A 13,563-nucleotide genomic window follows, 5' to 3' on the forward strand; every position below is an offset into this window, starting at 1 on the left:
GCGTTGGTAAAGGAGAGGTAAGCCGGGCGTTACACTTCTGTGAAACTTATATGAAATACAGCAGCTTAGCCGGCATATTCAGCCCTGTGGCGGCAGCACCGGCTCCTCGGCGGCTTCGCTGTTCAAGCCATGCCGCGTCAGCATCGGGACATTGGCGATGGCGAACAGGATCGTCGCCGGAAGCGCGCCCCAAAGCTTGTAGCCGAGCCAGAAGTCCATGCTGGTCGAGCGCCAGACCAGCTCGTTCGCGACCGCCATTGCCACGAAGAAGATCGCCCAGTTGCGCGTGAGCTTGGTCCAGCCGAGATCGGTGAGGCCGGGATAGGCCTGCCCGAGGACCAGCTTCAGCGTCGGCCGGTCGGTGTAGAGGCCGAAGCCGAGAATGCCGGCGACCATCAGATAATAGACGGTCGGCTTCATCTTGATGAAGGTGGCGTCGTGCAGCCAGACGGTCAGGCCGCCGAAGACCGCTACCATCACCCCCGAGAAGAGCAGCATGGGCGAAATGCGGCGCGTCCTGATCCACGACGCCGCGATCGCGACGAAGGTCGCCCCCATGAAGATCGCGGTCGCCCGAACGACGTCCTTGGTCAGCCACCAGGCCGCCAGATAGACGACCAGCGGACCGAGATCGATCAGCAGCTTGAGGCCCGAACCGGCTTCCCGGTCGGTGGAGGTCGGCGATGCGCTCATTTCGCGATCCTCTCGAGACCTGCGATGGCGCGTGCGACCTCGGAAGGATCGAAGGGCTTGAGATCGTCGATCGACTCGCCGAGACCGATCGCATGGACCGGCAGGCCATAGCGTTCGGCGGCCGCGACCAGCACGCCACCGCGCGCCGTCCCGTCGAGCTTGGTCATGACGAGCCCGGTGACACCGGCGGTTTCCTTGAAGATCTCGATCTGGCTCAGCGCATTCTGGCCGGTGGTCGCGTCGAGGACGAGCAGCACGTCATGCGGGGCCGCAGGGTTCAACCGCCCGAGCACGCGCCGGATCTTGGCGAGTTCGTCCATCAGGCCCGTCTTGTTCTGCAGCCGCCCCGCCGTGTCGACGATCAGCACGTCGATGCCCTTTTCGGTACCTTGCTTGACGCCCTCGAAGACGAGGCTGGCCGCATCGCCACCTTCCTGCCCGCTGATGATCGGCACGCCGATGCGGTCGGCCCAAACCTTGAGCTGCCCGATCGCCGCCGCGCGGAAGGTGTCGCCGGCGACGAGCATCACCGCATAGTCCTGCTCCTGCAGCCAGTGCGCCAGCTTCGCGATCGTGGTCGTCTTGCCCGAGCCGTTGACGCCGATCACCAGGATCACCTGCGGCCGGGGGAAGGCCTCGATCTCGAGCGGCTTGGCGGCGGGCGCGAGCACCTTTTCGATCTCCTGCGCGACGATCTCGCGCAGCCGGCGCTCGTCGAGCCCCTTTTCGAACATCTCGCCGGCTAGCCGGTCGCGGATCCGCCGCGAGGTTGCAGGGCCCAGGTCCGACGCGATCAGCGCCTCCTCGATCTCGTCGAGCGTGGCCTCGTCGAGCGCAGCCTTGCCGAACAGGCCGGTCAGATTCTCGCCAAGCCGGTCGGAGGTCTTCCTGAACCCCCCGAACAGCTTTTCGTGCCAGCGCAATTCGCTCATTCGATCCTGCCTGTTAGGCCATGGTCGTCATGGCCGGTGATATGTGCCTCGGCGATGCTGCCTACGCGCGGGACGGGGCCTTCGATCCGGACGCGCGCAAAATTGGGGGCGTGGCCGATGCCGCCGCGCTCGACCAGCAGGCTTTGCTGCGTGCCGACGAGGCTGGCGAGCCAGCGCCGTCGCCGCGCATCGCCGCGCTCGCGCAGGGCCTCGGCGCGGGCACGGACCACCGCCGGCGAAAGCTGGGGCATGCGCGCAGCAGGCGTGCCCGTGCGCGGCGAATAGGGAAAGACATGCGCGAAGACGATGTCGCAATCGTCGATCAGCGCGGCCGTGTTCGCCGCCATAGCCTCGTCCTCGGTCGGGAAGCCCGCGATCAGGTCCGCGCCGATCGCGACGTCGCCGCGCGCGGCCTTGAGCCGCTGTACCATCGCCACCGCCTGCGCACGGTCGTGGCGGCGTTTCATGCGCTTGAGGATCATGTCGTCCCCCGCCTGCAGCGACAGATGGAGATGCGGCATGATCCGGGGCTCGCCGGTCAGCAGCGCGAACAACCGATCGTCGATCTCGACCGAGTCGAGCGAGGAGAGGCGCAAGCGCCGCAATCCGGGCACATGCGTCAGGATACGCTCGACCAGCTGGCCGAGGGTCGGGCTGCCCGGCAGATCGGGGCCATAGCTGGTGAGGTCTACCCCGGTCAGCACGACCTCTTCATGGCCCTGATCGACCAGCGCCCTGATCCGATCGACGACCAGCCCGGCGGGGACCGAGCGGCTGTTCCCGCGGCCCTGCGGGATCGCGCAGAAGGTGCAGCGGTGATCGCAGCCATTCTGCACCTCGACGAAGGCGCGCGCATGGCCGGCGAAGGCCGATGCCATATGCCCCGCAGTCTCGCGAAGGGCCATGATGTCGGAGACATGGATGTCCGCGACAGGGCCCGGTTCGAAGGTGAGCAGATCCGGCCGGGCCTTTTCGGCGTTGCCGATAACGCGTGCGACCTCGGGCATCGCAGCGAAGGCCGCCGGATCGATCTGCGCCGCGCATCCGGTGACCACGATCCGCGCATCGGGCCGGCGCCGCGCCGCGCGGCGGATCGCCTGGCGGGTGCGGGTGACGGCTTCGTTGGTGACCGCGCAGCTGTTGACGATGATCAGGCGATCATCATCGGCCGCAGCCGTGCGCATCGCTTCGCTTTCGGCGATGTTGAGCCGACAGCCCAGCGTGATCAGCTCGGGGCCGGTCATCAGAGCGCGTCCAAATCCGCCCCGAGGTCGAGCTCGCCGGTGAAGACATGGGTGGCGGGCCCGGTCATGCGGACGACCTGGCCGGGCGCCCAGGCGATGGTGAGCGGCCCGCCGGGAAGCGTGACCCGCACCGGCGAATCGACGAGACCCGCGCGGATCGCCGCGACCCCCGTCGCGCAGGCGCCGGTCCCGCAGGCATCGGTCAGGCCGACGCCGCGCTCCCATACACGCAGGCGGATATTGGCGCGGTCGTCGATGGTGGCCACGTTGACGTTGATGCGCGCGGGGAACAGCGGATCGGTCTCGATCGCCGGGCCCAACCGGTCGAGCGGCACCGCATCGGTTTCGGCCACGAAGAAGATGACATGCGGGTTGCCGACATTGACCGCCGCGGGTGCCTCCAGCATTTCCCAACCAACAGGCATGGCGCGCGTGTCCATCGCATAAGCGAGCGGGATCGCGTCCCAGTCGAAGCGCGGCTCGACCAGATCGACCGCCACCGCGTCGCCTTCGGCCTGGCCTTCGAGCATGCCGCCGAGCGTCTCCAGGCGCGCCGCGCCACCGAGCAGGCTGACGACGCAGCGCGTGGCATTGCCGCAGGCTTCGACCTCGCCACCGTCGGCATTGAAGATGCGCATCCGCGCGTCGGCATGATCGGAGCGCTGGAGCAGGATGAGCTGGTCGCAGCCGACGCCCGTCTTGCGATCGGCGATCGCGCGAACGCGGCCGGGCGCCAGCTCGACCGCGCTATCGCGCGCGTCGATCACGACGAAGTCGTTGCCGAGTCCGTGCATCTTGTGAAAGCGAAGCTTCATGGCCCGCGCGACTTAAGGTTTCGACGCGACGAAGTCCATAAGCGGCCCCGGTCGGTGCGAGCGATCAGGCCTGCTTCTTGCGACCCTGGCGCATCGCGACCACGCCGCCGGCCACAGCGCTGGGGCTCGCGGCGATCAGCTGGCCCCGGCCGGCGAGCAGACCGCGCGTGTTTCGAGCGGGGGCGGCGCGCCCGAAATGCCAGCCCTGTACCGTCACATTGCCGATCTCGCGCAACAGCGCCGCAATCTCGGCATTCTCGACACCCTCGGCGATCACCTCGATGTTCAGCCCTTCGGCGAGCGAGATGATCATCCGCACCAGCGCGGCGGCATCGGCGTCCTGCACCATGCGGAGAACGAAGCTGCGGTCCACCTTGACCCGGTCGAGCGGCATCGCCCGCAAATGGGTCAGGCTGGAATAGCCTGTGCCGAAATCGTCCAGGGCGACGCGGATCCCCTGATTCTTGAGGCTGGCGATGATCGCGAGCGCAAGCGCCTGATTCTCCAGAAGCGCCGCCTCGGTAATCTCGATCTCCAGCCGCTCGGCAGGGAAGTTGAGCTCGGTGAGCAGCTTCACGATCTTCTGCGGAAGCCAGGGGTCGCGCATCTGGGTCGGGCTGATGTTCACCGCCAGCACCAGCGCGGGATCCCAGTGGCGCGCCTCCTCGATCGCGGCGCGCATCACCGACATCGACAATTCGCCGATCAGCCCCGACTCCTCGGCGACGGGGATGAAGGCGGCCGGTTCGATCAGGCCATGGTCGGGATGGTCCCAGCGTGCGAGCACCTCGAACCCCCGGATGGCGCCGCTCGCCAGATCGATCTGCGGCTCGAACCAGGGGACGATCTGGCCGCTGGGTATGCCCGCGCGCAGGCCGAGCTCGATCTCGTTACGCAGCTCCAGCTCGCGTTCCATGCTTGCGTCGAACCAGGCCCGCTGGTTCCGCCCGGCGCGCTTGGCCGCATAGAGCGCAATATCGGAACGCCGCATCAGCGTGTCGATCGTGCGGCAGCCCGCCTCGGTGCGGGCGATTCCCACCGACGCACCGATCCGCGCCTGGACGCCGCCGATCGCGAAAGGCTGGGTCATGCGGGCAAGGATAGCATCGGCGACGCTCTCGACCGACGCGGGCTCATCCGGATCGAACGGGAAGGCACAGGCGAACTCGTCGCCGCCCAGCCGGGCCGCCAGCGCATGGGGCGGCAACGGCCCGACGATGGCTTCGGACGCCGCGCGCAGCAGCTGGTCGCCCACCAGATGGCCGTGCATGTCGTTGACCGACTTGAAATGGTCGAGGTCGATCATGAGCATGGCGAGCGAGCCGCGGCGGGGCAGCACCTGGTCGATCATGCGCGCGCCCGCTTCGGCCAGGGCGCGGCGGTTGAGCATGCCGGTCAGCGGGTCGCAGGTGGCAAGTTCGCTCGCGCGCTCTTCGGCGGCGCGGCGGAGATGCACCTCATATTTGAGCGCGCGATAGCGACGCCATCCCAGCAGCATCAGTGCCAGGTTGAGCAGCAGGACGGAAATGGTGAGATTGTCGGTGACCGAGAGAGCGGGCCCGTCCGACCGCCACAGCGAGCCGATGACGCCGAGCGCCGAGATGAGCACGAGGATCACGGCGCAGAGCGTGACCCCTGCCGCAAGCATGTCACGACGGTCGCGGACGGGGCGCGCGGACGGGCCCTCCCCCAGCATCCTGTCGTGCATGTCTGTCTCCGGCTAAGTGGATGGGCCAACCCTAGGGGTGGCTGGTTGCCAAGCCTTTAACGCGCCTCAGAACGCGCATATTTTCACCCGGGCAGGCTTGCCGGCGCCACAGGATGTGTAAACTTCTTACATATTTTCACGCATCAACGGCATAAGCCCCACCTACCGACCCTCTTTTGAGCATGACTCCTGCTGACATTCCGGCCTTTTCGCTGTTTGTGGCCGCATATCTTGTACAGCAGGACAAAGACGATGAGCTATCAGGACGAAATCGCACAAGCCGAACAGCTGATCCGCCAGAAGGGCTCGCCCTGGGCCGGAATCGGCGCCGAGGCGGTCGCCCGGATGCGCCTCCAGAACCGCTTCCAGACCGGGCTCGACATCGCCCGCTACACCGCGAAGATCATGCGCGAGGACATGGCCGCCTATGACGCCGATCCCGCCAACTACACCCAGTCGCTGGGCTGCTGGCATGGCTTCATCGGCCAGCAGAAGCTGATCTCGATCAAGAAGCATTTCGGCACGACCAAGCGCCGCTACCTCTATCTTTCGGGATGGATGGTCGCCGCGCTGCGCTCGGACTTCGGCCCGCTGCCCGACCAGTCGATGCATGAGAAGACCAGCGTGCCGGCGCTGATCGAGGAGCTCTACACCTTCCTGCGCCAGGCCGACTCCCGCGAGCTCAGCCTGATGTTCCGCGAACTCGACAAGGCGCGCGAGACCGGCAACCAGGTCGAGGAACAGCGCCTGATCCACGCGATCGACAATTACCAGACCCATGTCGTGCCGATCATCGCCGACATCGACGCCGGCTTCGGCAATGCCGAGGCTACCTATCTGCTCGCCAAGAAGATGATCGAGGCCGGCGCCTGCGCGCTGCAGATCGAGAATCAGGTGTCGGACGAAAAGCAGTGCGGTCACCAGGACGGCAAGGTCACGGTACCGCATGAGGACTTCCTCGCGAAGATCCGCGCGTGCCGCTATGCCTTCCTCGAACTCGGCATCACCGACGGCATCATCGTCGCGCGCACCGACTCGCTCGGCGCCGGCCTGACCAAGCAGATCGCCTATTCGGCCGAGCCCGGCGATATCGGCGACCAGTATAACAGCTTCCTCGACTGCGAGGAGATCACCGACGTTTCGACGATCAACGGCGACGTGGTGATCAACCGCAGCGGCAAGCTGATGCGCCCGAAGCGCCTGCGCTCCAACCTGTTCCAGTTCCGCGAAGGCACCGGCGCCGACCGCTGCGTGCTCGACTGCATCACCTCGCTCCAGAACGGCGCGGACCTGCTGTGGATCGAGACCGAGAAGCCGCACATCGAGCAGATCGCGGGCATGGTCGACCGCATCCGCGAGGTCATTCCGAGCGCCAAGCTGGTCTACAACAACTCCCCCTCGTTCAACTGGACGCTCAACTTCCGCCAGCAGGTGTTCGACCGCTGGCAACAGGAGGGCAAGGACGTCTCCCCCTATGACCGCAACCGCCTGATGAGCGTCGACTATGACGGGTCGGACCTGGCCAACGAGGCCGACGAGAAGATCCGCACCTTCCAGCGCGACGCCGCAAAGCGGGCGGGCATCTTCCACCACCTGATCACCCTGCCGACCTACCACACCGCGGCGCTGTCGACCGACAACCTCGCCAAGGAATATTTCGGCGATGCCGGCATGCTCGGCTATGTGCTGAACGTACAGCGCCAGGAAATCCGCCAGGGCATCGCCTGCGTGAAGCACCAGAACATGTCGGGTTCGGACATCGGCGACGACCATAAGGAATATTTCGCCGGCGAAGCCGCCCTCAAGGCCGGTGGCGTCCACAACACGATGAACCAGTTCGCGGCATAAGCGGACGCTATTGAAATCGGAGAGGATGGGGAGGGCCCGTCGCGCGAGCGGCGGGCCTTCTTCGCGTGATCGGCCAACCGACTCCCAATCCCATATAGAAATTGCCTTTCGCGCCTTTTGCGGGTAGAGCCCGCCTCGTCTTACAGACAGGAAAAGCATCGGAAGCGTCCACGGACGCACGCTGGCCGGCGAGGTTTCGCCCGCCGGCGCGCTTTGCGTTTCGGGTCTGAACGGCTGGATTTCCGCGCTTCGGCGCAGCTGGAGAAACGCATGTTCGAGAGTCTGAGCGAAAGGCTGGGAGGGGTCTTCGACCGCCTGCGCGGCCGTGGCGCGCTCGCCGAATCGGACGTGCGCGAGGCGATGCGCGAAGTCCGCATCGCGCTGCTCGAGGCCGATGTCGCGCTGCCGGTCGTCCGTACCTTCGTCGACAAGGTCACCGAACAGGCCGTCGGCCAGCAGGTCCTGCGCTCGGTCACGCCGGGCCAGCAGGTCGTCAAGATCGTCAACGATGCGCTGGTCGAGATGCTGGGCGCCGAGGCGTCCGACCTCAACGTCGACGTCAGCCCGCCCGCCATCGTGATGATGGTCGGTCTGCAGGGCTCGGGCAAGACGACCACCACCGCCAAGATCGCCAAGCGCCTGACCGAGAAGGGCCGCAAGAAGGTCCTGATGGCGTCGCTCGACGTCAACCGCCCGGCCGCGCAGGAGCAGCTGGCGGTGCTGGGCACCCAGGCGTCGGTCGCGACCCTGCCGATCGTCGCCGGTCAGCAGCCGGTCGATATTGCCCGCCGCGCGCTGCAGGCCGCGAAGCTGCAGGGCTTCGACGTGCTGATGCTCGACACCGCCGGTCGTCTGCACGTCGACCAGGCGCTGATGGAAGAGATGAAGGCGGTCGCCGCCGTCGCCGACCCGGAGGAAATCCTGCTGGTCGTCGACGCGCTGACCGGCCAGGATGCGGTCAACGTCGCGAAGAACTTCTCCGATCAGGTCGCGCTGACCGGCGTCGTGCTCACTCGGATGGACGGCGACGCCCGCGGCGGTGCCGCGCTGTCGATGCGCGCCGTCACCGGCAAGCCGATCAAGTTCGTCGGCACGGGTGAGAAGCTGGACGGGATCGAGCTGTTCCAGCCGTCGCGCGTCGCCGGCCGCATCTTGGGCATGGGCGACGTCGTCAGCCTCGTGGAGAAGGCCGCGGAGACGATCAAGGCCGAGGAGGCCGAACATCTCGCCGCGCGCATGGCCAAGGGTCTGTTCGACATGAACGACCTGCGGAACCAGCTCAACCAGATGCGCCGCATGGGCGGGCTATCGGGCCTGGCTGCGATGCTGCCCGGGATCAAGCAGGTCAAGCAGGCAATGGCGTCCGGCGCCGCCGACGACCGCGTGCTCGTCCGCATGGACGCGATCATCGGTTCGATGACTCCGAAGGAGCGCGCCAAGCCCGAACTGCTCAACGCGAAGCGGAAGATCCGCGTCGCCAAGGGATCGGGCACCACCGTGCAGGACGTCAACAAGCTCCTGAAGATGCATCAGGACATGGCGACGGTCATGAAGAAGATGAAGAAGATGGGCGGTCTCAAGGGCCTCGCCGGTCTTTTGGGCGGCGGCGGTGGCCTTGGCGGCATGCTCGGCGGCGGTGGCGGCATGCCTCCGATGCCGGGCGGTGGCGGGCTTCCCGGCCTTCCTGGCATGCCGACCAATCCGCAGGGCCTGCCCCCCGGTTTCCAGAATTTCTTGAAGAAGAAATAAGCACTTAATTCAGATAAGAACGATTTCAGAAAGGAAGTCTCCATGTCCGTCTCCATCCGTCTCGCCCGTGGCGGCGCCAAGAAGCGCCCTTATTACCGCATCGTCGTCGCCAACTCGCGCAGCCCGCGCGACGGCGCCTTCATCGAGAAGATCGGTGCCTATAACCCGCTCCTCGCCAAGGACGATCCCAAGCGCGTCGTGCTCGACACCGAGCGCGCCAAGCATTGGCTCTCGGTCGGTGCGCAGCCGACCGACCGCGTCGCCCGCTTCCTCGACGCCGCCGGCGTGAAGGAACGCGCCGCCCGCAACAACCCGAAGCGCGGCGAGCCGGGCGAGAAGGCCAAGGAGCGCGCCGAAGAGCGCGCCGCCAAGCTGGCCGCCGCCGAGGAAGCCGCCAAGGCTCCGGTGGAGGAAGCCCCGGCTGCCGAGGCTCCCGCCGAAGAAGCGGCCGCCGAGGCCTGATCCGCTCCCTTCGGGGATCGACAAGATGTGACGCCGCCCCCTGCCGCCCAGCTGGTTCATACCGGCGGAGCGGTAGGTGGGCGGCTCGCCATTTCTCAGCCGGACAGTGCCGCTTGTCCTCGCCAGCAGCCGTCGAACGGAGACCAGCATGACCAGCGATAGGCCCATCGTCCTCGCCGCGATCATCGGCGCCCACGGCCTGCAGGGCGAGGTTCGGCTGAAGCTGTTCAGCGAAGATCTCAGCGCCTATCCGACGCTGCACGGCGCCGGGCAGACCTTCACCCTCAAGGCCCTGCGTCCCGGAGCCAATGGTGCCGTTGCACGCTTCGCCGAGGTCGCCGACCGCAACGCCGCCGAGGCGCTGCGCGGCACCGAGCTGAGCGTTCCGCGCTCCGCCCTGCCGCCCCTCGCGGAGGGCGAATATTATCATGTCGACCTGATCGGCCTGCCCTGCCTCGCCGATGGCAAACCGATCGGGACGGCCGTGTTCGTGGAGGATTTCGGGGCCGGCGACGTTCTCGAGATCGAGAAGCCCGACGGCAAGCGCTTCATGGTCCCCGTCGCCAAGGCGGTCACGATCGAGCCCGAGCGGCTGCTGATCGATCCGGAGTTCGTCGAATGAATCCCGTTACCGCTTATCTGCTGATCGGTTCGCTTTATCTGGCGATCGTCGCCTATGGGATCGTGCGGACGCGCAAGCGCCGTCTGCCGATGCAGCTGCGGATCGTCAGCGCAGCGCTGCAGGTGGCGGTACCTCCGGCGGCGATCGCCGCCTTTCTCGCCTATGCCGCCGACGCACAGACCTTCGCGACCTGGCTGCCGCTCCTCGGACTGATGGCGCTGGCGGGCTTCTTCCTTGCACTGTGCACCGACATTGTCGCGCGGCGGGTGGTGTAGTATATACATGGCGTAGATACGGACAGGTGCTGCATGACCGAGGCCAAGAAAATTTCCCTGGAGGGCATTTACGGCTCGATCCGAGGCATGAAGGTGAAAGAGGTCGCATTCTATCGCGCGCGGACCTTCAAGTCGGGGAATTCGCTCGCTCTGCGACTGCCCGCCGGACTTGGTCTCGAGCCGGGCATGGAGATGGAATTGCGGGTCGAAGACGGCCAGCATTATGCGTTCAGCCCGGTCGAAACACCCAAGCGCAAATTCGCGATCGACAAGGTATGGGGATCCGCGACCAACCTGCAGCCGATCAAGGCTGCCGACAGGCTCTTCGACGAACGACCGCTGGCGGGCTACGCCGACACGGACCCCGAAGGCCCGTGAAATATCTCCTCGATTCCAACATTATCATTCTCATGACGATGGCATCGGGAGAGGTGCTGCGTGCCCGCGCGGCGGAATGCGACGAAGGCGATATGGTCACATCGGCGATCGCACTAGCCGAAGTGGCCTATGGATCGGTCCAGGGAAAACCGCCGGCCTTGGACCAGCTGCGCGCCTTCCTCGAAGAGGTCCCCGTTCTCGATTTCGGGGTGGAGGCCGCACTGGCCTATGCATCGCTTCCTTTTCGCCGCGCCAGCTATGACCGGCTTATCGCAGCCCACGCATTGTCCCTCGGGCTCGTCGTCGTCACCGACAATATGTCGCATTTTTCCGATATCCCCGGCATCAAGGTCGAGAACTGGACGATCTGAATGGGTCGGCGCCTCGGCTTTGCTCTGTCCGCACCAACCACTTTCGAATCTTCGGACATTGGCGTGACTGCCTTCGTCATCGAACCGTGCCTGGACCTTCTTTGACATGACCTTCACAGCCACCATCCTCACCCTCTACCCGGAGATGTTCCCCGGGCCGCTTGGCATCTCGCTGGCGGGACGTGCGCTGGCGGAGGGGAAATGGGCGTGCGAGCCGGTCCAGATTCGCGATTTCGCCACCGACAAGCATCGCTCGGTGGACGATACCCCGGCCGGCGGCGGCGCGGGGATGGTGATGCGCGCGGACGTGTTGGCACGCGCGGTCGACTATGCGCTGGAACAACAGCCCGATGCCCCCCTGCTCGCGATGACGCCGCGCGGCGCGCCGCTGACCCAGGCGCGCGTCCGGCAACTCGCGGCGGGATCGGGCGTCACCATCCTGTGCGGGCGATTCGAGGGAATCGACGAGCGCCTGTTCGAAGGGCGTCCGATCGAGCCGGTTTCGATCGGCGACTATATACTTTCGGGCGGGGAAATGGGCGCTTTGACCCTGCTAGACGCTTGCATTCGGCTGCTTCCCGGCGTAATGGGCGCGCCCGATAGCGGCGATGACGAGAGCTTCGAAACGGGGCTTCTCGAATATCCGCATTATACCCGACCCGTCGAATGGGAAGGGCGCACGATCCCCGAAGTGCTGCGATCTGGGGATCATGCGAGGATCGAGGCATGGCGCAAATCCATGGCCGAGACCGATACAAGGCTAAGGAGGCCGGACCTTTGGGAGCGCCATGAGGGCGCTCGGGACCAGTCTCCCTCTGGCGCGCGGCGACAGAAGAAGGACCGATGAGCATGAACCTCATCCAGCAGCTCGAAGCCGAGCAGATTGCCAAGTTCAAGGCCACCAAGTCGATTCCCGATTTCCGTCCCGGCGACACGCTGCGCGTCGGCGTGAAGGTCGTCGAAGGCGAGCGCACCCGCGTCCAGGCCTATGAGGGCGTCTGCATCGCCCGCGCCAACAAGGGCATGGGTTCGTCCTTCACCGTGCGCAAGATTTCGTTCGGTGAGGGCGTCGAGCGCGTCTTCCCGCTCTACTCGCCGAACGTCGAGTCGATCGAGGTCGTCCGCAAGGGCGTCGTCCGTCGCGCCAAGCTCTATTACCTTCGCGGTCGCCGCGGCAAATCCGCGCGTATTGCGGAGCGTCGTGACAATAAGCCGGCCGCCGAGGCCCAGGAAGCCTGAGACCGGGCTCTCCCAACCAAACCTCGCAAGCGGCCGGCTCCCCTGGGAGACCGGCCGTTTGTTTATCCCGAGATGTTTACATCCCTGTCATTCCCGCCCGCCGGGCAGCGTCGCCGCCGGATCGTGATCTCTTCACGCTCCGCCGTCCGAACCCGCCCGGCCAGAACGGAATGACCGCCTAGAAGGAACTGACCATGGGCTATCGTGTCGTCGTCGCAGGTGCCACCGGCAATGTGGGCCGCGAAATGCTGAACATTCTGGCCGAGCGCGAATTCCCGATCGCGGAGCTTGCCGTCCTCGCCTCCGCGCGCAGCCAGGGCGACATGATCGAGTTCGGCGAGACCGGCAAACAGCTCAAGGTCCAGAATATCGAGAATTTCGACTGGGCTGGCTGGGACATCGCGCTGTTCGCTATCGGCTCGGACGCGACCAAGATCTACGCGCCGATCGCCGCCGCCGCCGGCTGCACCGTGATCGACAATTCGTCGCTCTACCGGATGGACCCCGACGTTCCGCTGATCGTGCCCGAGGTGAACCCCGAGGCGATCGACGGCTACAAGGCGCGCAACATCATCGCCAATCCGAACTGCTCGACCGCGCAGATGGTCGTCGCGCTCAAGCCGCTGCACGATGCGGCGACGATCAAGCGCGTCGTGGTGTCGACCTATCAGTCGGTTTCCGGTGCGGGCAAGGCGGGCATGGACGAGCTGTTCGAGCAGAGCCGCAACATCTTCGTCGGTGACCAGGCCGAACCGAAGAAGTTCACCAAGCAGATCGCGTTCAACGTGATCCCGCACATCGATAAGTTTCTCGACGACGGCTACACCAAGGAAGAGTGGAAGATGGTCGTCGAGACCAAGAAGATCATGGATCCGAAGATCAAGGTCACCGCGACCTGCGTCCGCGTCCCCGTCTTCGTCGGCCATTCGGAAGCGATCAACATCGAGCTCGAGCGTGAGCTGTCGGCCGAAGACGCGCAGAAGATCCTGCGCGAGGCCCCCGGCGTGATGCTCGTCGACAAGCGCGAGGACGGTGGATACGTCACCCCGGTCGAATGCGTTGGCGAGTTCGCGACCTTCGTCAGCCGCGTCCGCGAGGACCCGACCGTCGAAAACGGCCTCGCGCTGTGGTGCGTCTCGGACAATCTCCGCAAGGGCGCCGCGCTCAACGCGGTCCAGATCGCGGAACTGCTCGGCCGCCGCCACCTGAAGAAGGCGTAAGCCGCTT

The 13,563-nt window shown here is 65.9% G+C and carries 15 protein-coding genes; 10 read left to right on the top strand and 5 right to left on the bottom strand.

The genetic code is table 11. The annotated features are described in order from the left end of the window. Nucleotides 1–78: 78 nt before the first annotated feature. From G6P88_RS11500 to G6P88_RS11520, 5 genes are all read right to left on the bottom strand, one after another. Complete coding sequence (locus G6P88_RS11500; RefSeq protein ID WP_165323283.1) at nt 79–693, bottom strand: septation protein A; 615 nt, start codon at nt 691–693, stop codon at nt 79–81. Then, nucleotides 690–1,625 carry a signal recognition particle-docking protein FtsY gene (gene ftsY, locus G6P88_RS11505; RefSeq protein ID WP_165323284.1) on the bottom strand — a complete coding sequence of 312 codons (936 nt, stop codon included), beginning with the start codon at nt 1,623–1,625 and terminating at the stop codon, nt 690–692. Before ftsY ends, G6P88_RS11500 begins: the two co-directional genes overlap by 4 nt. Next, nucleotides 1,622–2,869, bottom strand: coding sequence for a tRNA (N(6)-L-threonylcarbamoyladenosine(37)-C(2))-methylthiotransferase MtaB (gene mtaB, locus G6P88_RS11510; RefSeq protein WP_165323285.1), 1,248 nt, complete (start codon nt 2,867–2,869; stop codon nt 1,622–1,624). The genes ftsY and mtaB overlap by 4 nt, the downstream gene beginning before the upstream one ends. Further along, the gene (gene dapF, locus G6P88_RS11515) at nt 2,869–3,684 is read right to left on the bottom strand and encodes a diaminopimelate epimerase (RefSeq protein ID WP_165323286.1); all 816 of its coding nucleotides are present in this window, start codon (nt 3,682–3,684) and stop codon (nt 2,869–2,871) included. Before dapF ends, mtaB begins: the two co-directional genes overlap by 1 nt. Before the next feature lie 64 nt (nt 3,685–3,748). After that, nucleotides 3,749–5,392 carry a putative bifunctional diguanylate cyclase/phosphodiesterase gene (locus G6P88_RS11520; protein ID WP_165323287.1) on the bottom strand — a complete coding sequence of 548 codons (1,644 nt, stop codon included), beginning with the start codon at nt 5,390–5,392 and terminating at the stop codon, nt 3,749–3,751. 252 nt (nt 5,393–5,644) lie between these two features. Here G6P88_RS11520 and G6P88_RS11525 point away from each other — a divergent pair, with 252 nt between their 5' ends. From G6P88_RS11525 to G6P88_RS11570, 10 genes are all read left to right on the top strand, one after another. Further along, on the top strand, nt 5,645–7,240 hold the full coding sequence (locus tag G6P88_RS11525) for an isocitrate lyase (RefSeq protein ID WP_165323288.1): 1,596 nt from the start codon (nt 5,645–5,647) through the stop codon (nt 7,238–7,240). A 270-nt stretch (nt 7,241–7,510) separates the two neighbouring features. After that, nucleotides 7,511–8,989, top strand: a complete 1,479-nt coding sequence (gene ffh / locus G6P88_RS11530; protein ID WP_165323289.1) for a signal recognition particle protein — start codon at nt 7,511–7,513, stop codon at nt 8,987–8,989. A 42-nt stretch (nt 8,990–9,031) separates the two neighbouring features. Further along, nucleotides 9,032–9,451 (top strand): 30S ribosomal protein S16, encoded by a 420-nt coding sequence (gene rpsP, locus G6P88_RS11535; RefSeq protein ID WP_165323290.1) that lies wholly within the window; start codon nt 9,032–9,034, stop codon nt 9,449–9,451. Between the two features lie 148 nt (nt 9,452–9,599). Further along, complete coding sequence (rimM, locus tag G6P88_RS11540) at nt 9,600–10,073, top strand: ribosome maturation factor RimM (protein WP_165323291.1); 474 nt, start codon at nt 9,600–9,602, stop codon at nt 10,071–10,073. Continuing rightward, the gene (locus G6P88_RS11545; RefSeq protein ID WP_165323292.1) at nt 10,070–10,348 is read left to right on the top strand and encodes a hypothetical protein; all 279 of its coding nucleotides are present in this window, start codon (nt 10,070–10,072) and stop codon (nt 10,346–10,348) included. The genes rimM and G6P88_RS11545 overlap by 4 nt, the downstream gene beginning before the upstream one ends. A 33-nt stretch (nt 10,349–10,381) precedes the next feature. Then, the gene (locus G6P88_RS11550; protein ID WP_226946527.1) at nt 10,382–10,726 is read left to right on the top strand and encodes an AbrB/MazE/SpoVT family DNA-binding domain-containing protein; all 345 of its coding nucleotides are present in this window, start codon (nt 10,382–10,384) and stop codon (nt 10,724–10,726) included. Next, nucleotides 10,723–11,097 (top strand): type II toxin-antitoxin system VapC family toxin, encoded by a 375-nt coding sequence (locus G6P88_RS11555; RefSeq protein WP_165323293.1) that lies wholly within the window; start codon nt 10,723–10,725, stop codon nt 11,095–11,097. Before G6P88_RS11550 ends, G6P88_RS11555 begins: the two co-directional genes overlap by 4 nt. A 106-nt stretch (nt 11,098–11,203) precedes the next feature. Further along, nucleotides 11,204–11,944 (top strand): tRNA (guanosine(37)-N1)-methyltransferase TrmD, encoded by a 741-nt coding sequence (gene trmD / locus G6P88_RS11560; RefSeq protein WP_165323294.1) that lies wholly within the window; start codon nt 11,204–11,206, stop codon nt 11,942–11,944. A gap of 2 nt (nt 11,945–11,946) precedes the next feature. Beyond that, complete coding sequence (gene rplS / locus G6P88_RS11565) at nt 11,947–12,336, top strand: 50S ribosomal protein L19 (RefSeq protein ID WP_165325142.1); 390 nt, start codon at nt 11,947–11,949, stop codon at nt 12,334–12,336. A 194-nt stretch (nt 12,337–12,530) separates the two neighbouring features. Next, nucleotides 12,531–13,556, top strand: a complete 1,026-nt coding sequence (locus G6P88_RS11570; RefSeq protein WP_165323295.1) for an aspartate-semialdehyde dehydrogenase — start codon at nt 12,531–12,533, stop codon at nt 13,554–13,556. Nucleotides 13,557–13,563 lie beyond the last annotated feature (7 nt).

The organism is Rhizorhabdus phycosphaerae (genome assembly GCF_011044255.1).
Taxonomy (GTDB): Bacteria; Pseudomonadota; Alphaproteobacteria; order Sphingomonadales; family Sphingomonadaceae; genus Rhizorhabdus; species Rhizorhabdus phycosphaerae.